The sequence below is a fragment of the Paenibacillus sp. J31P316 genome (assembly GCF_056269105.1).
The window spans coordinates 1-24,637 of the sequence record NZ_JBWDNI010000021.1; the positions used below are offsets into that span (position 1 = coordinate 1).

At 54.1% G+C, this 24,637-nt stretch carries 20 protein-coding genes; 4 read left to right on the forward strand and 16 right to left on the reverse strand.

Annotated elements, in window-relative coordinates; genetic code table 11:
- Window positions 1–307: 307 nt before the first annotated feature.
- The 11 genes from AC0YNU_RS29980 to AC0YNU_RS30030 all read right to left on the reverse strand — a co-directional run bounded on the left by AC0YNU_RS29980 (window position 308) and on the right by AC0YNU_RS30030 (window position 15,557).
- Window positions 308–1,912: an ABC transporter substrate-binding protein gene (locus tag AC0YNU_RS29980; protein WP_475763202.1), complete on the reverse strand. Its 1,605-nt coding sequence runs from the start codon at window positions 1,910–1,912 to the stop codon at window positions 308–310.
- Between the two features lie 57 nt (window positions 1,913–1,969).
- A complete protein-coding gene (locus AC0YNU_RS29985; RefSeq protein WP_475763204.1) occupies window positions 1,970–2,851 on the reverse strand; it encodes a carbohydrate ABC transporter permease in 882 nt (293 codons plus the stop codon).
- Window positions 2,852–2,893: 42 nt separating this feature from the next.
- The gene (locus AC0YNU_RS29990; protein WP_475763206.1) at window positions 2,894–3,814 is read right to left on the reverse strand and encodes an ABC transporter permease; all 921 of its coding nucleotides are present in this window, start codon (window positions 3,812–3,814) and stop codon (window positions 2,894–2,896) included.
- A 156-nt stretch (window positions 3,815–3,970) separates the two neighbouring features.
- Complete coding sequence (locus tag AC0YNU_RS29995) at window positions 3,971–5,545, reverse strand: response regulator (protein ID WP_475763208.1); 1,575 nt, start codon at window positions 5,543–5,545, stop codon at window positions 3,971–3,973.
- Window positions 5,546–5,558: 13 nt separating this feature from the next.
- Entirely contained in the window at window positions 5,559–7,295 is a 1,737-nt protein-coding gene (locus AC0YNU_RS30000; RefSeq protein WP_475763210.1) for a sensor histidine kinase, read from the reverse strand.
- A 221-nt stretch (window positions 7,296–7,516) separates the two neighbouring features.
- Entirely contained in the window at window positions 7,517–8,632 is a 1,116-nt protein-coding gene (locus AC0YNU_RS30005; RefSeq protein ID WP_475763212.1) for a glycosyltransferase WbsX family protein, read from the reverse strand.
- A 52-nt stretch (window positions 8,633–8,684) separates the two neighbouring features.
- Window positions 8,685–9,575 (reverse strand): carbohydrate ABC transporter permease, encoded by an 891-nt coding sequence (locus AC0YNU_RS30010; protein WP_475763214.1) that lies wholly within the window; start codon window positions 9,573–9,575, stop codon window positions 8,685–8,687.
- A gap of 16 nt (window positions 9,576–9,591) precedes the next feature.
- Window positions 9,592–10,542, reverse strand: coding sequence for an ABC transporter permease (locus AC0YNU_RS30015; RefSeq protein ID WP_475763216.1), 951 nt, complete (start codon window positions 10,540–10,542; stop codon window positions 9,592–9,594).
- Between the two features lie 89 nt (window positions 10,543–10,631).
- Entirely contained in the window at window positions 10,632–12,380 is a 1,749-nt protein-coding gene (locus AC0YNU_RS30020) for an extracellular solute-binding protein (protein ID WP_475763218.1), read from the reverse strand.
- 105 nt (window positions 12,381–12,485) lie between these two features.
- Window positions 12,486–13,784: a response regulator gene (locus AC0YNU_RS30025; RefSeq protein ID WP_475763220.1), complete on the reverse strand. Its 1,299-nt coding sequence runs from the start codon at window positions 13,782–13,784 to the stop codon at window positions 12,486–12,488.
- 60 nt (window positions 13,785–13,844) lie between these two features.
- Window positions 13,845–15,557 (reverse strand): cache domain-containing sensor histidine kinase, encoded by a 1,713-nt coding sequence (locus tag AC0YNU_RS30030; RefSeq protein ID WP_475763222.1) that lies wholly within the window; start codon window positions 15,555–15,557, stop codon window positions 13,845–13,847.
- A 217-nt stretch (window positions 15,558–15,774) separates the two neighbouring features.
- Between AC0YNU_RS30030 and AC0YNU_RS30035 the strand changes: the two genes are divergently transcribed.
- The 4 genes from AC0YNU_RS30035 (at window position 15,775) to AC0YNU_RS30050 (ending at window position 20,113) form a co-directional block, all read left to right on the forward strand.
- The gene (locus AC0YNU_RS30035) at window positions 15,775–16,791 is read left to right on the forward strand and encodes a LacI family DNA-binding transcriptional regulator (RefSeq protein ID WP_475763224.1); all 1,017 of its coding nucleotides are present in this window, start codon (window positions 15,775–15,777) and stop codon (window positions 16,789–16,791) included.
- Window positions 16,792–16,975: 184 nt separating this feature from the next.
- The gene (locus AC0YNU_RS30040; protein WP_475763226.1) at window positions 16,976–17,674 is read left to right on the forward strand and encodes a D-lyxose/D-mannose family sugar isomerase; all 699 of its coding nucleotides are present in this window, start codon (window positions 16,976–16,978) and stop codon (window positions 17,672–17,674) included.
- Complete coding sequence (locus AC0YNU_RS30045; protein ID WP_475763228.1) at window positions 17,671–18,606, forward strand: class II fructose-bisphosphate aldolase; 936 nt, start codon at window positions 17,671–17,673, stop codon at window positions 18,604–18,606. Before AC0YNU_RS30040 ends, AC0YNU_RS30045 begins: the two co-directional genes overlap by 4 nt.
- Window positions 18,607–18,616: 10 nt before the next feature.
- A complete protein-coding gene (locus AC0YNU_RS30050) occupies window positions 18,617–20,113 on the forward strand; it encodes an FGGY-family carbohydrate kinase (RefSeq protein WP_475763230.1) in 1,497 nt (498 codons plus the stop codon).
- Window positions 20,114–20,261: 148 nt separating this feature from the next.
- On the opposite strand, the gene AC0YNU_RS30055 is transcribed toward AC0YNU_RS30050, so the two are convergent.
- From AC0YNU_RS30055 to AC0YNU_RS30075, 5 genes are all read right to left on the reverse strand, one after another.
- Window positions 20,262–20,624, reverse strand: a complete 363-nt coding sequence (locus tag AC0YNU_RS30055) for a DUF1304 domain-containing protein (protein WP_475763232.1) — start codon at window positions 20,622–20,624, stop codon at window positions 20,262–20,264.
- A 95-nt stretch (window positions 20,625–20,719) separates the two neighbouring features.
- Window positions 20,720–21,181 (reverse strand): DinB family protein, encoded by a 462-nt coding sequence (locus tag AC0YNU_RS30060; protein ID WP_475763234.1) that lies wholly within the window; start codon window positions 21,179–21,181, stop codon window positions 20,720–20,722.
- Window positions 21,178–22,317 carry a peptide-methionine (S)-S-oxide reductase MsrA gene (gene msrA, locus AC0YNU_RS30065; protein WP_475763236.1) on the reverse strand — a complete coding sequence of 380 codons (1,140 nt, stop codon included), beginning with the start codon at window positions 22,315–22,317 and terminating at the stop codon, window positions 21,178–21,180. The genes AC0YNU_RS30060 and msrA overlap by 4 nt, the downstream gene beginning before the upstream one ends.
- Before the next feature lie 383 nt (window positions 22,318–22,700).
- Window positions 22,701–23,363 (reverse strand): response regulator, encoded by a 663-nt coding sequence (locus tag AC0YNU_RS30070; RefSeq protein ID WP_475763238.1) that lies wholly within the window; start codon window positions 23,361–23,363, stop codon window positions 22,701–22,703.
- A gap of 3 nt (window positions 23,364–23,366) precedes the next feature.
- Window positions 23,367–24,617, reverse strand: coding sequence for a sensor histidine kinase (locus AC0YNU_RS30075; RefSeq protein ID WP_475763240.1), 1,251 nt, complete (start codon window positions 24,615–24,617; stop codon window positions 23,367–23,369).
- Window positions 24,618–24,637: the final 20 nt, after the last annotated feature.

Here is a 24,637-nt window from a genome sequence, read left to right on the forward strand (position 1 = left end):
GGTCGCTCATTGTTCAGTTTTCAAGGAACAAATTTGTTTCTTTTTCCAACCAGCCTCTCGGCCGGAATTAGAATATATCATATTTCAAAACCGTTTGGCAAGCTTTATTTTCGGGCTTGTTTCGATTTCGATCACCGTTTCGACGTGTCCGTCTCGGCCGGAATTAGAATATACCATGTTGGCGAATAGACTTGCAAGTTGTAAAATTTGACATCTCCATCCTCTGACCCTTCTATTATCAACCCTCCTCCCCGCTTCTAAATCAAAAAGCAAGCTTCCCGGATATCCGGAAAGCTTGCCGCTGTTGTTACTGCTTTGCCAGGAAAGCATCGATTTGCGTTTGCAATTCGGTCTGAATCTTGTCGACGCCAGCCGCTTGCAGCTGCTTATTCAAATCTACCAGGCCTTTATCGATATCTTTGATGACGCCGTACTCGAGCGGAATTGCATAACGGAGCATCACGTTGCCGACGTTGGCAATTTCCGTTTTCACCTTGCTGTTGTCGAAGACGAACGTTTCGAGCGGATAGTGGTACACGTTCGCTTCCCAGCCCTTCGCCAGATCGGAAGCTTCCGTCGGGAATGCTTCGTTCTGAAGATTCAACGGCGAGTTGAAGTTCCAGTTCGAGAAGCCCGTGAAGTTCGGATTCTTGTCGAGCGCTTTATACTTGTCGTCGCCGACCGGCTCATAGTGAACGCCGCTAATGCCGTACATCATCAGATCGTGCAGCTCTTTATCGTTTTGCATGAGATCGATAAACATCATGGATCGCTCCACGTTCTTGGAATTCGCATGAATCGACGTACCGTTCTGCGTCGAGATCGCGACCGACTTTTTCTTGCCTTGGTTAATGTCGGCCAGCGCGACTTCATAAGGAGAGTTCTCTTGGCGCATCAATGCCATAAGCGCGCCCAGCGTTCCGTTGTTGTGCGTAATCGATGCCGTTTTGCCGGCTTTGAAGTCCGCCTGATGGTCGTTTTTGCTGTTCAGCACGTTCTTGGACCAGGCATTGTTATCGGCAAGATCTTTATAGTAGACGAGCAGGTCCTTGAACTCCTGCGTTTGGTAGACGTTAAACACTTTCCCCTGCGTATCCGTCAATTTGAAAGCAAACGGAAGGTCGAGGTCGAACATATTCCACTCGTTCTGCTGCTTCAGCAAGACGCGGTCCAGGTTGTGATACTTCCAATCCCCCGTTTCCGGAGTGAAAGGCGTAATGCCTTTCTCGTTTTGCGCGATCGTTTTCAAATAAGTCGCATACGCTTCAGGACTGTCTATGGCAGGAAGATTGTATTTCTTGCGCAAGTCCTCGCGATACAGAATGAGCTTCTCTACGGATTCGCCGTTATTTTGCGGAACCATGTACAGCTTGCCGCTGACTTTCGCTTGATCCCAGCTCACTTTCGGCATGGCCGCCCATGTTTTCGGCATGTATTTGGCGAGCATCTCGTCCGTCAATTCCAGGAATCCGCCTTTCAGCGCCTGGTCGTTGTAGCCGGCCCAGTTCGCCGAGTAGATCAAATCGAAATCTTCATCGGCCGCTAGCTTGAGCGGATATTTCTGCGCCCACTCCGACCAGTCCAGGAACTCGCCTTCGACCGTCGCATTGATTTTTTCTTTCAGCTTCTTATTGATTTCAGCGAAGACGGAATCATAGTCTACAGGTTTCGGCCCAACGAAGACCATTTTCAGCTTCACTTCTTTGGAAGTGTCGAGGCCAGCGTCCGCGTCGCCTGAGGCGTTCCCGATGTTAGCGGCGTCGTTTCCTTCGTTGTCCGTCTTCGTTGCATTGTCTGCAGCATTAGCAGGCGCATTGGCATTCTTGTTGCCGCTATTGCCGCATGCGCTCAAAATCATGACGAAGGTTAACGCGAGCGTAAGCATCATCATCCATCTGTTTCTCTTCAGCATTTCGAGCCTTCCCCCTAGGTAATGGAATGTTTATCGATAAACCGGGCTGCCCCGGGTTCACCCTTTCACGGCGCCGATCGTCAATCCTTGCACGAAGTATCGCTGAACGAACGGATACGCCAGCAGAATCGGACCGGTTGCCACGACCGTCATCGCCATCTTCAAGCTCTCGGTCGGAATTGACGTCGTTACGACCGCCCCCGCGCCCATCATCGCTTTTCGCATGCCGTCCATGTTGCCCAGCATTTTATACAAGTAGTATTGGAGCGGCATCAGCTTATCGTCGGATACGAATAGCAGCGCATTATACCAATCGTTCCAGTAGGCCAGGGCAAGAAACAATCCGATCGTCGCCAGCGCCGGCTTGGAGAGCGGCAGGATGAGGCGGGCATAGATCAGGAAATCGCCGGCGCCGTCGATTTTGGCCGATTCCACGATCGCTTCCGGAATGCTGCCCATGAACGACTTCATGACAATGATATAGAAGACGTTCAGCACCATCGGTATCACCAAGGCCATCGGGGTGTCTTTGAGATTAAGGTAATTAACGATCAGCAGATACCACGGAACCAAACCGCCGCTGAACAGGGTCGTAAAGAAGAAGAAGAACGAAAATTGATTGCGCCACTTGAAATCTTTGCGAGACAACGCATAAGCGGTCATCGAGGTCAGAAACAAGCCGAGCAGCGTGCCGGTTACGGTAACGCCTATGGTCACTATATACGCGTGAATCATCTCATCGGGATACTTGAACAAAATGCTGTAGGCTTCCGTGGAAAACGCGGTCGGCAGGAATTGATAGCCGTCCAACGTGATCTTCGTTTCTTCCGTAAGGGACGACGATACGACGAGCACAAAGGGCAATACACATAGAATCGCGAGCAAAACGAGATACACATAGCCGATTCCCGCGAACAGTTTACGATCGAGCTGCTTCATACCGTGACCTCCATTATGAAAACTCCTTCATCCTTGCGGGCTTTAAAACAATGCGCGGTCCTTGTCGTATTTGCGAACCGAGTAGTTCACGACCATGATCGTCGCGAAGCCAAGCACGGACTGGAACATCCCGGCCGCGGCCGACATGCCGATATCGTTCGACGTAATCAGCGACCGGAACACGAAGGTGTCGATGACGTCCGTCGCCGAGAATAACAGACCGTTATTGCCGATCATGTTATAGAACATCCCGAAGTCGCCGCGGAAAATGTTCCCGACCGCCAGCAGCACCAAAATGATCACCGTCGGATAAAGATTCGGAATCGTCACTTTCGCAACGCGTTGGAAAATGTTCGCGCCGTCGATCTCGGCCGCTTCGTACATCTCGGTATCGATCCCCGTGATGGCAGCCAAATACATGACCGTTCCGTAGCCGAGACCTTTCCATGCGGAGACGAGAACCAGAATATACGGCCAGTAGGCAGGCGTATTGTAAATATCGATCGGCTCGAGCCCGATGCCCCGAAGCAGCGCGTTCACGGTGCCGATATCGTAATTCAAGAGGTTATAGGCAATCGCGCCGACGACGACCCAAGAGATGAAGTATGGGAGAAACATCGCCGATTGGGCGATTTTGCGGAACCACTTGCCGCCGACCTCGAACAAGACGATCGCCGCCGCGATCTGCAGCGCGTTATTCACGACGATAAACGCGATATTGTACAACGCCGTATTACGCGTCACGCGCCAGGCATCCCCCGACTCAAAGAAAAAACGGAAGTTGTCCAGCCCGTTCCAAGCGCTTCCGAATATGCCCCCGGCGTAGTCGTAATGCTTGAACGCGATAATAATGCCGGCCATCGGGATATAAGCGAACAGGACATAAAACAGGACCGCGGGCGTCAGCATGAGCAGGATGACCCTATACCTTTTCAAATCGTTCCAAAACGGATGTCTATTCATCTATGATCGCCTCTCTTCTCTATAGCTTTCATTATAAAAGGAGGGCTGCGGCGGGGTAATTCAGCGATTCAACTAAACATAATACTAATTCAACGATTCGCTCAAAATAAAAAGCCCATGTTCTCCGTTCAGAACATGAGCTCCAGGAACAAATGATCAAATCTTGTTTCGCTTCCGATATTCGCCGGGGGACATGCCCAGATGCTGCTTGAACTGCCGATTGAAATAAATAATGTTCTTGTAACCGGCTTGCTCCGCGATCTCGTATACCTTCTTCGTCGGATCCCCGAGCAGCTCGCACACCCGCTTCATGCGCAACTCATTGAGAAAGTCGCTGAACAGGCTGTTCGTCTCGGCCTTGAACAGCTGGCCGAGATAGTTGGGCGTAAAATCGAAATGCGCGGCGATTTCGTTCAGCGTTATTTTCTGCTCCAATCGTTCTTTCACGTATTCCGTAATCGCATCGATCAGCTTCCGCTTCTGACGCTGCCGCTTCAGGTAGAGCAGCTCCGACAGTTCGAAGAACCTTCTTCTCAGCCACGAGAGGATATCGTGCATCGTTTCGAACTGGAACAGCACGAACGGTTGATGGGAATCCCAATTCAAGATTTCGTACAAATGCTCGTTCATCTGCCGCAGATCCGCATGCAGCTTCGAAGTAATTCGAATGATGATCTCGTAGATGTCGTTCTTCCGGGAGAGCAGGCCGTGCCCCGCGAACAGCTGCAGCAAGCAATCGTCGATGGTGGTCAGGTCATAGTCGAGCATCGCTTTAAGCATCCTGTCGACGATTTCCTCGACGTCCGATGCGATTTTTTCTTGGGGATGCCACTCGGAGGCATCCTGAATAAGCCGATTTTTCCCGACGATCCACTTAATGCTCAATGCTGCTTGCGCCTGGCGGTAGGAGTCGTGCAGCTTGTCGAGCTCGGTCGTGTACATCCCGCTTCCGATCGTAATCGAAAAGGAGAACTCTCGCCGGAAAGCGCCGATCAGCTCCTCCAGCAAGGCCGCGAAATGCTGTTCCTGAACGGCAGCCAAGATGACAAAACGGTAGTCGTAGGCAGCGATGACCATGCCTCCATTGTTATCCTGGACAAACGTCCGAATAAACCGATTGGCGCCGGCGGTCCATGTACGCTGCTCTTCTTCCGTCCAAGACTGGAGCCTCCACGCCATGTCGTCGATCTCGATAACGGCAACCGCCGAACCGCTCTGCAGATACGGCGCAAGGTAACCGTGAATGTGCTTCTCGACATGTCCCGGAGCGGCCTCGTTAAACCAGCGCAGCAGCAGCTCTTGATTGACGAGCGTGAGCGTCTCCGACAAGGAGATATGCTGTTTGCGCTCTTGTTCGATCTTGGCGCAGAGCTCGGTCAGCATCCGATTCAGCTCCTCGTTATTGACGGGCTTGAGCAAATATCCCGACGCATTCAGCTGAATCGCCTCCTGGGCATAATGAAAATCCTGGAGTCCGCTAATAAACAGGATATGGACCTCGGGATTGATCTCCTTCGCTTTCCGCGCGAATTCCATGCCCGTCATGATCGGCATTCGGATATCGGAGAGAATGATATCGATCGGATGCTGCTCCAACATTTTCAATGCGGCAAATCCGCTCGTTGCCGTTCTCACGCTATGCAAAGGCAAATGCTCGCTGCCCGCCACGCGGCGTCTCAGCCATTCCAAATCGACCATTTCGTCGTCCACTAACAGAACGTTAATCTCCATGCCTATATCCCCCCTACGCGCCTTGAACTTCACGAATCTCCTCGTTGTCGACCGGCAGTATGATTTGAACGGTCGTGCCCGCGCCGAAATGACTGCCGATCTGAATGCCGAAATCATGGCCGTATCGCAGCTTGATTCGTTCTTCGACGTTCTTCAGTCCGTAGCCGTCCGAACGGAACGTGCTTAGCCGCATATTTCGTATCGTTTCCGGGCGCATGCCGATTCCGTTATCGATCACTTTGAGCTCGATGCGGTCGCCGAAGCGCCTGCCCGTAATAATGATCGCGATCGTCTCCCCGAACCAGGCGTGCTTGAATATATTCTCGACGAACGGCTGCAGGATCAGCTTGATGATGGGGACATGCAGAATCTCGGGATCGATATCGTAATGCACCTCGAAGGCGTCCGCGTATTTGACCCGCTGGATCTCCAAATACATCTTCACCTGCTCCAGCTCGTTCTCGAGCGAGATGTATACCTGTCCTTCGTTCAGGGTCAGCCGGTAAAATTTCGCAAGGCCCTGCACCATGTTCGTCACCTTCTCGGCTTCCCCCATATTGGCCAAACTGCCGATGGTCGACAGCGTATTGTACAGGAAATGCGGACTGATCTGGGCTTGTAGCACATCCAGCTCCGCCTGTTTCTTCTGAATGCCCTGCTCGTAGACGTTGCGGATCAGTTCCTGGATGCTCGTGGCCATCTGGTTGAACGTATTGGAGATGTAGACAAACTCGTCGTTCCCGGAAAACCCGATCCGTTTATAGAAATTCCCTTCCTGAAACGACCGGACCAAATAGACGATACGCTTGATCTTCTTGCCGGATAGGCGGGCGACCAGGAAACCGATGATCGCCATGACCAGGAAGCTGATGCCGCATACGGCCGAAATGGCGTTCTGCATCCTGCTCGCGTCCTTGTACAAATACGTGTGCGGTACCCTGACTTCGATGACATAATCGGATAACGGAAGGTTTTCGCTTATGATCAAGTACGAACCTTGCTTCGCATGCTCGTCCACCTTGCCCTGTTCGTACATCTTCACCCCCGAAGCCCTGTCGATCAGACGAAGGTCGATGCCCTGTTCGATCGGAAACGAACTGAAATTCCCGAACAGCTCGTCGAATCTCGCCGTGACGCGAATATACCCGATAACGGCAGGTCCCGCGTTGGAAGAGACAAGCTTCCGAACATAAGAGATATTGCTCAGCTCGCGATCGGTGTCCGCTTGAAGCCACACGCTGTCTTTGTTGTTGGCGATGATGGACGTAAACCAATCCTGCCCTTCGATCGACTGTTCGGACAGTACGTAATAATCGCTTCTGCCGATAGGCTCCGACATATCATCGCCGGTAATATCAAGCATGGTCTCATTGAGCGTATACAGCACCAATCTCAGCCTGTTTCCGTACAGCTGCAGCGGAGCCTTCATATAAGGAACGATATCGTCCCTCATCTTGAGCATGTTCTCCAAGGGCTGCCCCCGGAACTGAAGCGCGTTCTGAAAGGTCGTATTGAGAAACAGCGAGTTGGTCATGCGCTCGATCTCGTCGGTCTGATAATTGATGTTGCTCATGGTCTGCTTCAACGCGGTCCGAATATTCGTCTCCGCCATCTCCGTCCTGGATTGAATGAGCATCGTGTATGCAATATAGCCAACCAGCATATCCGTCAGCAGGACAAGAACGAGATACGGAATCATCATCTTGTATGTAAACGGGATATACTTTCTATTCGGCTGGAACCTGTCCATGCGCATTCTCCCTTGCGTCCGTGTTTGGAATAGCGGCAGTTCGCTCGTCTCATCCATTCTACAATGAGATGAAAGCGGTTACTAGCGCTTGGATTTGGAAATACCGCCGTCAACGCAAAAAGGCCCGAGGGATCGGATTCCCTCGGAGCCGCTACGCGCAAGCCATTTACAGCATGGTCATTTATTTACCGTACGGGAAAAAGAGCTCGTTCATCTCGCCGTTATTCCTTGAAGGTTTGCTTCACGGCCTCCAGATAACCGTATCCATACAGGTCGTCCGGTTGAAGGTAACTGGTTTCCGTCCATTCGTTCCAGCTGTTGACGGTGATGAGCGGACGCTGTCCCGGATGCTTGTCTGCATATTCCTTGGCCAGCTGAAGCGCTTGTCGCACCTGCTCCGGCGTGTTCTTCTTCACGATGCCCGGACGGAATTGCTGAAATCTCGGATTGTTGTCCCAGCCGATCGATATATGCGGATAATAAGGAATGTCATAGGTTTGGTCGATGCGCTCCCATTCCTGGACGACGTCCTTCATAATCTCGTCATAGTCGCGATCGATATTGGCAAAATGCACGAACTGATAGTGGGACATGCTGTCGAAGCCCAGCAGCTCGACCACCTCGCTGGTCGTGGCCTCCGTGCCGCCGTCGACGCCGCTCAGATTGAAGTTCATCTCGCTCCACATCGTCAGTTGCAGATGAAGTCCGGGAAGCCCTTCCTCCGCCGCCCGGCCACGGAACCAATCGAGCGCTTCCCTCGTTGCGGCGGCTCCTCCCAGACCCTTCATCAGATTAGCCAGATCATAAATCATAAAGACGGGCTTGTCGTCGATCGTATAGTAGGAAGGATGCTTGAAGTATTCGGTGATCAACCGGTTGGCAATACGTTCGAATTCTGGGCGATCGACCGATGCATCCCAAATGATCGTATCCTCCATATGCGAAAGCCGAATATCCCACGTATGATTAACGTTGTGATTCGCCCACATCAAGTAAAATTTAACCCTGTCGTTATTTCGCGCCTTTAAATATCCGTTATTCAAACATTGCTCCAAGAAAGGACGCCTGTCGTACCAGTACCAGTCATAGATGAACACATTGACGCCGTGGTCCGCAGCAGCGTCGATCTGCATTTCCATGACGTAAGGATCGGCTTCATTCACATAACCCCACAGCGGCTTCCTCGGCCATTCGTGTTCCGGAAACTTCTTCACCGCGTTCTTGACGGACTGCCACTCCCCGATGCCTTCCGGCCAGAACATCCTGGTTCTCGGTTCGTCGCCCGTATAAGCCGGCCAGACATACGCCGCTACATCATAGTGATTCGCATTCTTCATCCGAAGCCCTCCCGATCTATGCGTACGAGATGCAATGATTTCCAAATTGAGATTACCCCTTCACGCTGCCCATGACAATCCCTTTCATGAAATACTTCTGCAGGAACGGATACACTGCCAAAATCGGCGCGGCCGCGATGAAAATCTGCGCGGATTTCAACGTGCGGTCGGACACCTGCGACAACGCTTTGAGTTCTTCCTGCGAAGCGGTCGTGAACAGCGACATATCGCGATTGACGATGATGGTCTGCAGATAGGATTGCAGCGGGTAATGATGCGGCGAGCTCATCAGAATCAGTCCGTCGAACCAGGAATTCCAGTGCCCGACGCAGGTGAAGAGCACCAAGGTCGCGAGCGCCGGCTTGGAGAGCGGCAGATAGATCCGGCCCAGAATGGCCCAATGGCCCGCTCCGTCGATGAAGGCCGATTCGCCGATTTCCTTCGGGAGCTGGCGGAAGAAGTTAAGCAGAATGAGGACGTTGAATACCGGGAGCGCGCCCGGCAGAATGAGTGCCCACACGGAGTCCATCAGGCCAAGCTGATTGACCGTCATGTACCAGGGAATAAGGCCGCCGCTGAAAATGATCGTGATGAACAGGTACCACGAATACACGTTTCGCCCAAACAGATCGCCGCGTTCCTTGGACAGCGGATAGGCCGCGAATATCGTTAACAGCATATTGACGGACACGCCGAGCGCGACCCGCTTCAACGTCACCAGGAAGGAGGTGAGAAACTGCGGATTGTTCAGCGCGTATTTGTACGAGCTCAGGTTCATGTCGACCGGCCACAGCGTTACCTGTCCGGCAGCCGCAGCCGTACTGCTGCTGAAGGAAACGGCGAACACGTGGATAATCGGAAAAATACATAGCAGCGCACAGGCGACGAGGAAGACGTAATTGAAGCCTTCGAATATTTTGCCGCCAAACGATCGGTGATGCATGATGTCCGCCCCTTTGTCAGAAAATTCGATAGCCTGCGAATTTGGAGGCAAGCTTGTAGCCCGTGACGATGAAGATAAACGAAACGACCGACTTGAACAGCCCCACCGCCGTAGCGACGCCATATTGGCTGTTCAGCAATCCGATCCGGTACACGAACGTATCCAGGATATCGCCGGTCTTGTATACGACCGGACTGTACAAGTTGAACACTTGCTCGAAGCCCGCGTTCAGCACATTGCCTAGACTGAGCGTCGCCATCAGCACGACGATGGGCATGATGCCCGGAATGGTGACATGCCATACTTGGCGGAACCGGTTCGCGCCGTCCATGATCGCCGCCTCGTAGAGAATGGTGTTAATGGAGGTGATCGCCGCCAGATAAATAATCGTTCCGTAGCCGAACTCCTTCCAGACATCCGTAACGACCAGGATATAAGGAAACAGTTTCTCGTTGGCCAGGAAGAACACCGGTTCGAGCCCCAGTCCTTTCAGCATGAAACTGATGATGCCGTCGGTCGGGGACAAAATATCGATCAGGATGCCCGACAGGATGACCCAGGACAAAAAATGCGGAATATAAATGAGCGTCTGAATGGACCGCTTCACGAAGCTGCGGCGAACCATATCCAGCAATATCGCAAATACGACAGGGACGATCAGCCCGAACACGATTTTCATTAAAGCGATAAAGATCGTATTCCACAGCACCTGCATCGTCTCCGGCATAGCATAGACATAGTCAAAGTTCTCGAGGCCGACGAATTTCGAGTGAAAGAACCCTTTCGTCGGATTATAGTTCTGAAATGCGATCAGAATACCGGCCATCGGATAGTAGCTGAAGATCGCGACGAGCACGATGCAGGGAAGCAGCATGAGATGCATCGGAAGCTGCTGCTTGAGTTTCGCTGCGGCGCGCGCGCGTTTGGTAGAACCGCCGGTTCGGGCAGCGCTTTGTTTAATCGCCATTCCCCTTACACTCCTTGTTCGAATTAATAGCCGGTTGAAGGATCGCTAGAGATCGCTTCATCCATCCAACCGGCTCGTGTGTCGTTGCCTTACTTAGCTGCGTTAACTTCCTTGGTGATGTCGTCCCCGCCGAGCTTCTTCCATTTCGTCACGTAAGCATCGAACTCGTCGACCGATGCCTTGCCCATGATGATTTTGGTGAACGTCTCGGCGCGCATTTGGCTAAGCGTCGCGCCCTTCTGCGTTGCCGACTCCGTATCGGCTTTGATATAACCGTTCTGCATGAACAGGCTGCCCTTCTCGTAGAAGTCGATGACATTGAACGCGCTGTTCTCGGGACCCGACCACGCGAAGGCGCTCCAAAGCTTATTGTCGCCGGCTTTGTACTGCTCGATCTGTTCCACGTTATCCTTGACCCAGTAGTTCTCCTTCACCGATTGATCCTTGTCATTGAAGTACTTGTTCACGTTCTGATGGATGAACAGGTTCTGCTGCGGGTAGAACGACGTCATCGTGGCCAGAGAGAAGTTCTGATCCGGCTTTGTTTCCTGCTCCCCATTCTTGCCGTGATAGATGGGATCAAAATCCGGGCTGAGCGCAGGGTCCTTGGCGTAGAAATAGTTGTACAGCTTGATCGCCGCTTCCGGATTTTTCATATTTTTGTTCACGACGTAGAATGTACCTGCCGAACCGTTAATCATCGGCTTGGCAGCCTCGCCGTCGACGGAGACGATCGGGAACGCCTGCCAGTCGGCTTTCGGATCCTTATTCTTCGAATCCTGCAGCGGATAGAACGGATTCCAGTGCTGGCCGAATTGCATGCCGACCTTGCCGGCCGTTACCGACTCGGCGACCTTCGCGGAATCCTTGACGGAGAACTCCTTGTCGATATAACCGTTCTTGTACATCTCCGCCACTTTGGCGAGCGCGTTCTTGACTTCCGGCTGAATGCCGCCGAACACGAGATTGCCCGCTCCGTCGTCGATCCAGCCGTTCGCATAGGCGTGATTGCCTTCGAAGAACCCGTCAAGTCCGGCAAATCCGCCGAACAGATCCTTCACGAGTCCCAAACCGTAAGTATCGTCGGCGCCGTTCTGATCCGGGTCGTTCTTCGTGAACATCTCTGCGATTTTCATGACATCGTCCATGGACTTCGGCGCTTCCAATCCGAGATTCTTCAGCCAATCCGCCCGGATCCAAATCATCGATGCGCCGTCGATCGCTCCGTTCACTGCCGGGAGACCCATCAGTTTGCCATCCACGGTAGCCTGAGTCAGCCCGATTGATTTGTCGGCGTCCATCATTTGCTTCGTGAAGTCGGAGGCGTTCTCTTCGAACAGCTTCGTCAGATCCATGGCTACGCCGCTGTCGACCAGCATCTTGAATTGACGCGCGTTAGCAGGGATAATGTCCGGCAAATCATTAGCGGAAATCGCCACGTTCATTTTTTGTTCCATTTGCACGCCCGGAACCGTCCATAGGTATTTGACCTTGATGCCTAATTCCTTCTCGTAGCTGCGCGTCCATATGTTATCGTCGACAACATCCGGCTTGATGGTGACGGCCTTCTGCACCTGGTCGCTTAAGCCCATGACCGATGTCACCGTAATCGGGGGATTATAGATCCCCTTCGTGTCTTCCGTATTCGAGCCGGCTGCTTCGGTTGTTTCCCCTTTGTTAGCATTCGAAGTATCGTTTGAAGTATCGCTTGCTTTCGTTGCATTATCATTGGCATTGTTCGTAGCAGCGTTGTTGTCGCCGCAGGCCGATAGAACGAGAATCGCTGTCGCCAGGACAGAAAATAGGGATGCTTTCGAACGCAAAGCTTTCTTTTCCATGCATGTTCCCCTTTTATCAATTATTTACAGTGGCCGCTGTGTTTTCATTATAGAAATTGTTGAAGCGCTTTCATACCATCATTTCTTTACGCCCGATTCATTTGTTTACCTGCAGAAGGCGTCTCTGAATTCCTGCGGGGCGAGACCCGTCAGCTTCTTGAAGGAACGCGCAAAGTTCGACGCGGAACCGTATCCGAGCGAAGCCGCGATATCGTTGATGCGGTTCTCGGAGTCGCCCAGCAGCTGCTTGGCCCGGTCCAGCCGGACCGTCTGGATGAATTCGGAGAGGTTCAGACCCGTCTGCTGCTTGAAGAAACGCGACAGATAGGTCGGATTGAAATGAACCAGATCCGCCAGCCGCACAAGCGAAATATCGTCGTGAAGATGCGCGTCGATATACGCTTTGACTTTGGAGACGATATCCTGGGACCGCGCCTCCTGCTTGTCGGTACGAAGCATCTCCGTCCCTGCGCCGAACCGGGAATCCAGCAGGAGCGCGAGCGATTGATGAACGTCGGCCAGCTGCGCCCATTGCAGCGTCTCCGTGCGGACGGCAAACGAAACCGTCCGTCCCGTCGTTTCCTTGGCTGCCCGCTGAACGGTCTCGAGCGTCTCGCGGATGAACAGTCCGATCTGCTCGTCTCGCTGGCCGGAAATTCCAGCCCCGTCGCTTGACGGCTTCACCTGCAGGAGCCAAGCCATCAGATTGGAGCCGGAAGCGGTCATGACGCTTTCCACGAGCGGCGAGAAATACTGCTCGGCGATAAGACGGATCGTCTCGACCGATGCCTTCCTGGCTATATATCCGGACGGAACCGGCGGGAATGGCGTATCGAAGCGACAAACGACCATCCAGATGGGGTCATCGGGACGAAGCGGCATGCCGAGCCGCATCAGCTCCTCGGCAATCTCGGGACCGGCCTCCATCTCTCCGCTCAGCGCGACGGCCAGCAAGTCCTGCAGCATCATCTCGTTCCATGCTTGAAGCCTTTGCTGCGCCTCGGCCATCAGCGCTTCGGCTCGAAGCGACCGCTCGATCTCCGATACGGTCTGCTCCACGGCCTCCATCACTTTGCCGTATCCTTCCGTCTTCAGAATATAGCGGACTGCTCCGTATTCCATGGCGCGGTGCGCATAGTCGAACTCCTTGTATCCGGTCAGGAAGATCACGCGGCAGGAAGGCCAGCTGTTCTTCACGTGGTGAAGCAATCCGATTCCATCCAGGCCGGGCATGCGAATGTCCGAAATAATTAGATCGACTTTCATCCGTCCTAGCAGCTCGAGCGCCGCTTTCCCCGAATAGACGCGATGCACGTCCAACTCCCATTGACCGCATTCCTTGAATTCATCATATAAGCCGTCCGCTATAATTGGTTCATCATCGACAATCAGAAGTGTATACATTGGATTCTCCTTCTTCAATTAGATGGTTTCGTTCAGAGGGTTTCAATCAGATGGTTTCGTTCAGAGGGCTGCCAGTCGAAGCGTCACGACGACGCCGAACTCCCCGCTTGCAAGGCTGACCCCGCTCCCTTGGCCGAGAAGCAGCCTGATCCGCCGGTGAATATTGATCAAGCCCGTGACCTCCGCCTCTTCGCTCGATTCCCGGTCGGATTCGAAATCGCGGAGCTGCTCGTCCGTCATCGGCGCGCCGTTGTTCGCGACTTCGATCCGCAATCCGTCCTGCTCCGGGGCAAACCGCACTTGCAGCAGCCCGTTCTCCTCCAAATTCTCCAGGCCGTGCTCGAAGGCATTCTCCAGAATGGGCTGCAAAATCAATCGGGGCACCTTCTCGTAGGCATAGGCCGGCGGCAGCTCCTCGAACTCCACCCGGATGCGGTTGGAGAATCGGATGGACTGGATGTCGCAATAGGTTCGCGCATGGCTCACTTCCTGCTCCAGCGTCACCTCGTCGGAAGCATTTCGCGTGACGAACTGAAAATATTCGCCCAGCTGCAGCTGGAATTTCATTAACTGCTCATACTCGCCCCGTCTGGTCATCGTGTACAGGATAAAGAAGCTGTTATAGAGAAAATGCGGGTTGATCTGCGTCTGCAGCTGCTTCAGCTCCGCCCGCTGCACCATGATGGTCTGCTTGTAGTTCTGGTCGATCAGCGAGCGCAGCCGCCCCAGCATCGAATTGAAGCGATCGTAGATAAACCCGAACTCGTCTTCGAATCGATGGCCGATGGTGAAATCCATCTCGCCGTTTTCAAGCCGTTTGAACCCTCTCATCAAGGTGTGCAGCGGCATCCGGATAAAGCGAAGAATCGCCAGCGAGAATAGAATAATAATCAAGAGTACGGCAATCGAGAGAAGCCAGAACGAGAATTCGTATTTTCCGAGTCCGGCGAACAGCGCGCTCTCCGGAATATAGCTGACCAATGTAAGGCCGAGGTACGTGGAAGGGTGGTAAATGTAGAGGTAATGCTCTCCTTTCATCGTAATCGAACCGCTGCCGCTGTCGGAGGTGCCCACGAGCGAACGGATCCGTTCCTGCGTCGGCGTGACCTGGTTGTCCGAGATCAACAGCTGCTTTCGGGCATCCATAAGGAAGGAGCCGCTATTCTCGTTTAGATTGAATTGCTGCAGAGATTGCTTGAACTGGGGGAGGGATAGCTTGATTTGCACCGCGTATAGAGGCTGCAGGCTCTTCTTGCTATAGTTGGGCGGGAAGTACGCGTTAAGAACGAGCTGCTGCTCGCTGTAAATCAACTGGGAAGGCGTCGTGTTATCGAAGGCTGTCATCCGTTGCAAATCCGTGCTCTGGAAGTCCCCGATGCTGCCTTCCGAGGGAACCGTCCGCCCGATCAACGGAATGTATGCGATTACATTTTCGATGTAATTGCTGCCGTTCTTGATCGCGCTCAGCCGCTGCTGCAGCTTGTTTAAATAATAGCCGCGTTCGTAATTGTCCATGAACGGATCGCTGTTGGCCAGCCGATTAATATCGTCATTGTAGAGCGTATCCGACTGGACCAGCTTGAGCCGCTGAATCTCCTGCTCGAGCTTATCGAGATAATAGGACATCTGCGCTGCCTTCGTATTGAGGATTTCTCTCTTGATCGCGGTTACGCCCCACTTGTACATGCTAATCCCGATGCCATAGAGCGGCACCATAATAATCAGAAAGGTAAGAACAAGCCGCACAAATATCGATCTACGCCAAAAGCTCATTGCCTTCAATGGGCATCCCCTTCCCTGTCGTAAATGTTTCCCATCCTTATTAAGCCATAAGTTGTCGAAAAAACACATCCCAAGTTTGAACCTGCTGCCTCGATGGTGAAGGCGCACTTCCCATTGCCCGCCGTTAGCGAGGAAAACGCCGCCGCGACTTGATCATTGCCGCATGAGCCTATATCCTAATAGGAAAGCGCCAGGAATGGAGAACGTTATGAAAGTTACAATATCCGATTTGGCCAAACAACTGGGGATCTCCGAAGCAACCGTCTCGCTCGCGTTGAACGACCGGCCGGGCGTCAGCCCGAAGACGAAGAAAAAAGTCGTCGAAGCCGCCAAGGCGACAGGCTATACCCCGAACTTCTTCGCGCGCGGTCTCGCCATGATGAAGAGCACGACGATCGGCCTGATCGTACCGGAAGTCGAGAACCCGTTCTACTCGAAGCTCACGCAAATCGTGGAAGACCTCGTCCGGAAGAGCGGCCGCCATCTGATTCTCGGTTTCTCCGACTATTCCTTGCAGGAAGAAGAAGACTCCATTCGCCGCCTGACCGAGATGAGGGTGGAAGGCATCCTCGTCTCCCCTATTCACGTCTACGAGACTTCCGCCGCCTACAAAGAAACCGTGCAATCGAGCGCAGTCCCGCTCATTTACCTCGGTTCTCATTACGATGTGCCCGCTCCTTATGTCATGACAAACCTGATGGACGGCTCCTTCCAGCTTACCGAGCATCTCCTCGCGTCGGGCTATTCGCGCATCGCGCTGCTGTGCGGACAAGAAGACGTCCCCATGACGAAAGAAAGAGAAATCGGTTTCTACGGTGCCTATACGCAGCAAGGGATCTCGCATGAATATGCCCAATTGGTGCGGTGCTCCAAGTTCGATTTCCACGAAGCCTACGAAACGACGAAAATCATCCTCGCAGCCGATGACAGACCGCAGGCGATCGTGGCCGTGAACGACATCATGGCGCTTGGCGTATTGCGCGCCGTTCGGGAGAGCGGTCTGCATGTTCCCGGGGACATCGCCGTCGCCGGCTACGATGACGTCATCTTTTCCTCCATCGCGGAAGTTCCGCTTACGACCGTGCGCCAACCGATCGGAGAATTGTGCCGGCTCGCTTTCGAATCTTTGCTGCTTTCCTTATCCGGGGAGCATCCCGCATCGCCAGTTGCGATGAAATTAAAGCCTGAGCTGGTCATCAGAGCTTCAACGGCAGGAAACAAATAAGGACATCTCATTCCAAAGGCAAGAATGAGGGCAATCCTTCGCCTAAGTTTAAAGCGCTTTAATAAAAATAGTAGACACGATAAAACGCCGGTTGTAGGATGGAATTGTAGTGGATGAACTCATTTTACGTTCCGGGGTTACCTAATATTTAAAGCGCTTTAATTCTTAATGAAGGAGGTAAATCATGAAACGTTCCGAGCTGAACCAAATCATGAGAGATACCGTCGCATTTCTTGACGACAAGCAATTCAAGCTGCCCCCTTTCGCCTTTTGGAACGCCGAGGAATGGCACGATAAAGGAGAGGAATACGATGAAATACGCGACCATATGCTCGGCTGGGACATAACGGACTTCGGCAGCGGCGACTATGACAAGGTCGGGCTGCTCATGTTCACGATCCGCAACGGCAGCCTGAATGGCACCGGGCCCAAGAAGCCTTATGCCGAGAAGCTGCTGATCGTCGAAGAAGAACAAGTAACGCCGTTCCACTTCCATTGGAGCAAAATGGAGGACATCATCAACCGCGGCGGAGGTAACTTGCTTGTGCAGCTGTATAACTCCACAGTGGATGAACAGCTGGCCAATACGATGGTCGAGGTGTGCATGGACGGACGTAAGTTTCGGCTCCCCGCAGGCGCAACGGTCCGCTTGACGCCGGGGGAGAGCATCACGCTTCAGACGGGTCTGTACCATAAGTTTTGGGGAGAACGCAGTACGGGGAAAATTCTCCTCACGGAAGTTTCCACCGTCAACGACGATCGCGTCGACAATCGGTTCCTCGACCCTGTTGGCCGTTTTCCCACCATAGAGGAGGATACTCCGCCGCTCTTCTTGCTTTATAACGAATATCCTTCGGGAAGCCGATCGGAGAGAGCGACATGACCCTCGTTGCAGGCAGAGAACATGTGCTTGACGTTTATCGGGAGGCGGAGCAGCGCAAGTGGGTGCTGCCCTGCTTCAATAGCGAGAATTTGACCACGACGGAAGCGATTCTCGCGGCAGCGAAGGAACATGGCGACGAGATCGGCATGCCTAACGTTCCGATTATGATCGGCATTACGGCCTTATACGAGGACAGACCTCAAGCCGTCTATTACTCGCATACCCGAAGGTGGGACGTCGGGCTGAAGCTATTTCTGGAAGAGCTGAAGATACTCGCCGGCCCCGGCGGTCCTTACGAGGCGCTTCGCGTCCTTGTCCACTTGGATCATATCCTCCATGGCACGGACGACGGCTTGCTCCAATGGGATCTCTCGCCATTCTCCTCGATCATGTACGATGCCTCGAAGCTGCCGCTGGACGACAACATGCGAGCGACGGCAGCATTCGTCAATAGCTACGGCCATCACCTGTTGGTAGAAGGCGCATGTGACGAAATCGGCGAATCCGGTCATGACGAAGGCTTGGCGCTTACTTCGCCGGACAAGGCGGAGCGATACTACAAGGCTACCGGCGTCGATACGATTGTCGCTAACTTGGGGACCGAGCACCGCGCCAGCGCCAGCATGCTGCAATACCGGGGCGATTACGCCCGCGCGATCAAGGAGCGGATCGGCACCAAGCTCGTCCTGCACGGCGGGTCCTCCGTTCGCGGGGCGGACATGGCGAATCTGTTTTCGGACGGCATTTGCAAAGTAAACGTGTGGACGCTGCTGGAACGCGAAGCTTCCAAGGCGTTGTTTGCGCATCTGAGCCGGCATGCGGACAAAGTCGGAAGCGACATCCGGTATTTCACGACGTCGGCACGACAGCAAATCGTATTCGAGACCATGAGGACGATCGTTCGCGATTATTTGAAGATGTGGTATCCCTAGGAGGGCGAAGATGAGCGTTCTCGGATTGGACATCGGCTCCTCGGGCTGCAAGGCGACGATCGTCGATCGCGCCGGCAACCCGGTCCGTCAAGCAGCTAGAGCCTACTCGACGTTAGCTCCGAAACCCGGCTTTCAGGAGTTGGACCCGCGCGAAGTTTGGGCCCGCACGAAAGAAGCCATTGCCGAAGCAGTCTCCGACTACGCGGGAGAGCCTATCGCGGCACTGGGCATCAGCTCGCTCGGCGAGGCCGTCGTTCCGCTCGGTCGCGACGGCGAAGTCTTGGCCAACAGCATGACGTATACGGATATCCGAGGCCGGCAAGAGTCAGAGCGGCTGGTCGACGCGCTTGGCGCGGAAACCATTCATCGCATCACCGGCCTCACCGCGCATCCCATGTACTCGATCTGCAAGATCATGTGGCTGCGACGGAACGAGCCGGAGCTGTACGCCCGAACATGGAAATTCCTGTTTTTCTCCGATTTCATCCTCTTCCAATTAGGCGGAGGCGCGTATACGGATTATTCCTTGGCCTCTCGGACGATGGCGTTCGATATTACGCGCAAAGCGTGGTCGGACGACATTCTGCAAGCTGCCGAAGTCAACCGCGAGCTGTTCGGTCAGCCCGTTCAGGCGGGCACGGACATCGGAAGAATCCACCCTCGGATCGCGGAAGAGCTAGGACTCCCCGCGGATGTGCGGCTCGTTGTCGGCGGCCATGACCAGACCTGCGCCGCGCTCGGCGCCGGCGTCATCTCCGAAGGCGTCGCGGTCGACGGACTCGGCACGACGGAGTGCATTACCCCTGTCTTCGACCGGCCGATCCTAACGCCTGCCATGGCGCAAAACAATTTTGCCTGCGTGCCTCACGTCATTCCGGACAAATACGTCACTTACGGCTTCGTGTTCACGAGCGGCAGCTTGCTGAAATGGTATCGCGACAGCTTCGGGCAGCAGTTCAGGCAAGAAGCCGAACAGACGGGGCGCAACGCCTACGAGCTCATGATCGCCCATGCGACCGAAGCGCCTTCGCCGCTTATGGTGCTCCCCCATTTTGCCGGAGCGGCTACGCCCTATATGGATGTGGAAGCCAAAGGCGCCATTGTCGGCCTGGATCTCTCTACCTCGCCGGCCGACATCATCAAAGCGATTCTCGAAGGAATCACCTTCGAGATCATGGTCAACGTCGAGCGGTTGGAACAAGCCGGTATCCGCATAACGGAGCTGCGCGCCGTCGGCGGTCTGGCCAATTCCGATCCTTATTTGCAGCTAAAGGCGGACATGATGGGCACGAAAGTGTCGTCCTTGCACGTGTCCGAAGCCGGCACGCTCGGCGTCGCGATGCTGGCCGGGAAAGCAGCCGGCTTATTCGTCTCCTACGAAGATGCCCTCAGCCAATTCGCACATGTGAAACGCGAGTTTTATCCCGATGCGGCGAGAAGGAAGATCTACGCGGAGAAGTTCGGGCGATATAAGCAGCTGTACCCGGCTTTTAGAGGAATCCTGTAGCCGAAACGATCCCTCACACGCTCAGCAAAGCGAATGCGATCATGCTCCTCTTTCGGCGGTTTTATTGAACAACGAACGCGAAGAAACGGCAGCCGATATGGCTGCCGTTTCTTCGCGTGCATTGGAGCAGAACCTTGTCGCCGGCTCGTTACCAAGCGATCATGACGGCGATCAGCGCCGCCACAGCAGGAACCCCCTGGATGTAGAGGATGGATCGCTGCGCGGTCAATCCCCCGAAGAGGGCGGCGATGACCACGCAGACGAGGAAAAACGCCTGAATCTGGTAGCCCGTGCCGGAATGCGGGTGCACCAATCCCCATACGAGGCCGGCCGCCAAGAACCCGTTGTATAAGCCTTGGTTGGCGGCAAGCGATTTGGATTCCCGCGCGAAGTCGGCGGACGTCCCAAACCGTTTCATGGTGCGGGGAGCGGTCCATAAGAACATCTCCATGATCAGAATATACAAGTGCTCCAACGCGACAATTCCAACTAAAACCGCTGCTGCTATCATAGCTCATTAACTCCCATCGCCTAGCTTCCTTATCGGTCCGTTCGCTTCACTCTACCACACTATTCCTGGCGCGAACAAACCCTTGCAATAAGGCCTTAGGACGATTTCAAAACCTTCAGCATCGCGGAGACGACGCCCACATGGTTAAGCATGTGCAGGACCGTCGAGACGATCAGCTCGTCGACCGTTTCGGCTTTGAGGAAGTTCGGCTTCACGGGCAGGTCCAGCTTGTCCTTCAAGGACTCGCGGATCAAGAATCGCTGTTCATGCAGCTGCGCGATCAAGAGCTCCCACGCCGGCGGCTCCTCCTGCCAATCCGCGGGCTTCGTGCCGTACGCGAATAATGCCTGATACCGTTCCGGAAGAACCTTCGGTTGATCCGAGAGGGCGAACACATGGAACTCGGTTACCGTGAGCACATGCCCGACATGCCAATGGAGATGGTTGTTGAAGCCTTGGGGGATCACGCGGCGTTTGTCTTCCGGGCATTCCCCGAACAATTGAAGCAGTACGTCAAGACGGCTGTCCAGCAGCTCGAATACGAATTCGTTTCTCATCGGTTTCCATCCTCCTGAAAGGTTTTGGCATAATCGCCGTAGCCTTGTTGTTCGAGCTGATCTTGGGGAATAAACCGCAGCGACGCGGAATTCGTGCAGAACCGCAATCCCGTCGGCTCGGGTCCGTCGTTATACACATCGCCGAGGAAGGAATCCGCATACTTGCTTCTGACCTGGGTCGTGGACGAGAATACGCCGCCGACCTCGCGATACACGATGTTGCTCGGCGCAAGCGGCCTCGTAAAGCTCGCCCAGCCCGTGCCTGCGTCGAATTGGTCCTTCGAGCTGAATAACGGCTCGCCGGACACGATATCCACGTAAATGCCTTCTTCCTTGTTGTCCCAGTACTCGTTGCGATACGGCTGCTCGTCCCGGCTGTTCTGCGTGACGTCGTACTGAAGCTCCGTCAGCGATTTCAGTCTTGCCGCTTTATCGATATCCGCATATCGGCTTTCAAGTCCCTTCACGACGCGATCATCTCCCCATACGCGATCCAGATAGGCATCCCGGCCGGAGCCGATCAGGTTGCTTTGGAATCCGGCAGGATTCGTCTTGTAGAAATTCTGGTGCTCCTCCTCGGCTTTATAGAACGCGGCAGCGGGCAAAATGCCCGTCACGAGCGGTTTGGCGAACCTGCCTTGCGCGGCCAGCGCCGATTTGGACGCTTCCGCCGAAGCTTGCTGCTCAGGGCTGCCGTAGAAGATGGCCGAACGATACTCCGTGCCGCGGTCGCTGAATTGGCCCTTCGCGTCGGTCGGATCCGTGTTTCGCCAGAACACCTGGAGCAGCTCGTCGTACGTAATCCGATCCGGATCGTACCGCACCTGCACGGCTTCGAGATGTCCCGTCTTGCCGGTAGACACTTTGCCGTAAGTGGGATCGGTCGTATGTCCGCCCGTATACCCCGTGACGACGCTCAAGACGCCGTCCAACCGCTCGAAAGGCTCTTCCTCGCTCCAAAAGCAGCCTCCGGCAAATATCGCGGTCTCGTAGTTCTCGTCGGCGATTCGGTCAAGCTGATTCCGCAATCCCGACGCTTCCGCGGTACCGCGCTCATGAGACGGGGCATACGCGAACACCAAGATCACGGCCGCCAAACCGACGGGCAGCGCGAATCGTTTCAGATTTATTTTCATAACCCTTCACCTCCGCGGGATCAATCCAACATGCGCATGCGCACTTAATAGTTCAAGAAGCAATTGATTTCAAAGAAAGATCCAACCACCAGCACAGCGAGCAGAGATACCACCATGAGTCGCAGCCTGAAGCTTGTTTTGTTCTCCGTCATCACGTCCACTCTCCTTTTGCGATTTGGCCTTGCCGGAGGCTTGCGGTGCGCGTCCTCCTCGTTTCCTTGCTTCTTGATCTTAACAAAGAACGCCGAAGGGCAAACGTAGTGAACGTCATGAGTTCACGCAAAAAAAGGCATCACGTCTGGTCATTGGTCATGATCAAAATCATGCCCTATGCCAAAAGTAATGCCTGCTGCATCAGATGAACCTCATCCGGAAGACGAACCTCATATGGAATGACGAACCGCGAACAACGCGGCCTGCGTTCTGTCGCGCAGCCCAAGCTTTGCGATCAGATTGGAAACGTGGTTCTTCGCCGTGCCTTCCGTAATCGACAACGACTCCGCGATATCCTTGTTGTTGAATCCTTGCCCCAATAAGGCGAGTATTTCTCTCTCCCGCTCGGTTAACGTCGTTAATCCTTCAGGCGCTTCAACGCTTATAAGGCGAGCCTTATCCGGATTCCACTCCGACATCTTCTTCATTTCCCTCATCAGCACGTCCGTTATTTCGGGTTGGAGCACGGTGCCTCCGTTGTATACCGTATGGATCGCGCTTACGATCGCCTCCGCCGGCAGATCCTTCAATAGATAGCCATGGACGCCTTTCTCCAACACTTGCAAGATCAACTCCGCGTCATCGAACGTGGTCAGAATCAGCACTTTCGCGTCCGGCACATGCCTCAGTATCAGCTCGGCTCCTTCCACGCCGTCCATCCCCGGCATGCGAATGTCCATCAGCACCACGTCCGGCCGCTTCTCGAGCGCTTGGGAGTAGGCATCTCTTCCGTCCACTGCCGTTCCGATGACTTCCATATCCGCTTCCAAGCCGATGATGGTCGCGAGCCCCTCGCGCATGAGCCGTTGATCGTCAACGATTAGAATCCTCATTGCTTACCGCTCCATTTCCGCCGCGGAGTACGGGAAATTGACTTCAACGGCAAACCCCGTTCGCCGATCCGCCCCGACATGCACTTCCCCGTTCCACTCTCTTACTCGTTCTTGCAAATTAATAATACCGAACCCCGGCTTCAACGCCGCGGGCACCTCGCCGTCATTGCGGATGCACAGCGAAAATCCGCGATCGGAATAGGCAAGCAGAATCGCCGCCTTCTTGGCATGTCCGTGCTTCTGGGCATTCGTCAGCGATTCCTGCACGATGCGATACGCGGTCATCTGAAGCTCGCCCGGCAGCGCGACGGGCGTTCCGTCCACCTCGAGGGTCGTCTGCACCTCCGCCCATTTGCTGAACTCCCGGGCCAGCTGCTCCAGCCGATCTCCCAAGGAAGCGGACATGACCGGTTCATCCCGGATCGCCCGTACCGACAGCCGAATGTCTTGCAGCGAAGCGCGGATTAATTGCTCGCACTCCGCGTAGGTTTGCGCGCTGCGCTCCGCATCCACCTTGCCCAGCTTGCGCGCCGCCTGCATCTGAACGAGCAAAGCCGTCAGTTTATGGCCGACGTTGTCATGAATGTCCCGCGCGATCCTCACCCGCTCCTTGGCTGCTCCCCACTCCTCCGTTTGGAGGGCGTACTCCTGCAGCCGCGCATGGGACGTCATCAACTCCGCGTACAACTGCATCGTATGTTGACGCGCGCCCCGATAGAAATTGATCAATGCGCTCACGATGCCCGCGAAGACGATAAACGAGCCGGTCGTAAAATAACTGACTTCGTCAAAGTCCCGGTATACGTACCAATCGATACTCCCCATCGTGACCAAGTAAAGGACCAGCAGCAGCAAACAAGTCAGAATGAGCGTTCGGGTCCTCTTCACGAACATGAAGATCGCCAGAGCCGTAATGCCGATAAAGAGATGATTCGGAAAATTCCCGCCGATATACACGTAACCGTACGAGGCCGACACCAGGAAATCGATGATGAGCAGGTGAAACAGCCAATTTCGCCGCTTCTTCAAGTTGAAATAGACGACATTGACGAACAGGAACGCCGCTAACGAGAAGACCACGAAGCTAAGTCTCCAAAAAATCGCGATCGAATGTTCAAAATAAAAAATACCCGTCAGCGCAAGATCGAACGCGAATTTCGACAAAAAAAGCAGCTTCCAGACGAAGGGACTCCATCTGCCTTCGGTTTCTTGCGCAGCAGCGGGCGGATGTATAGGTGCTCGGTTTCTTTCCATGGGTATCCTGATCCTTTGCT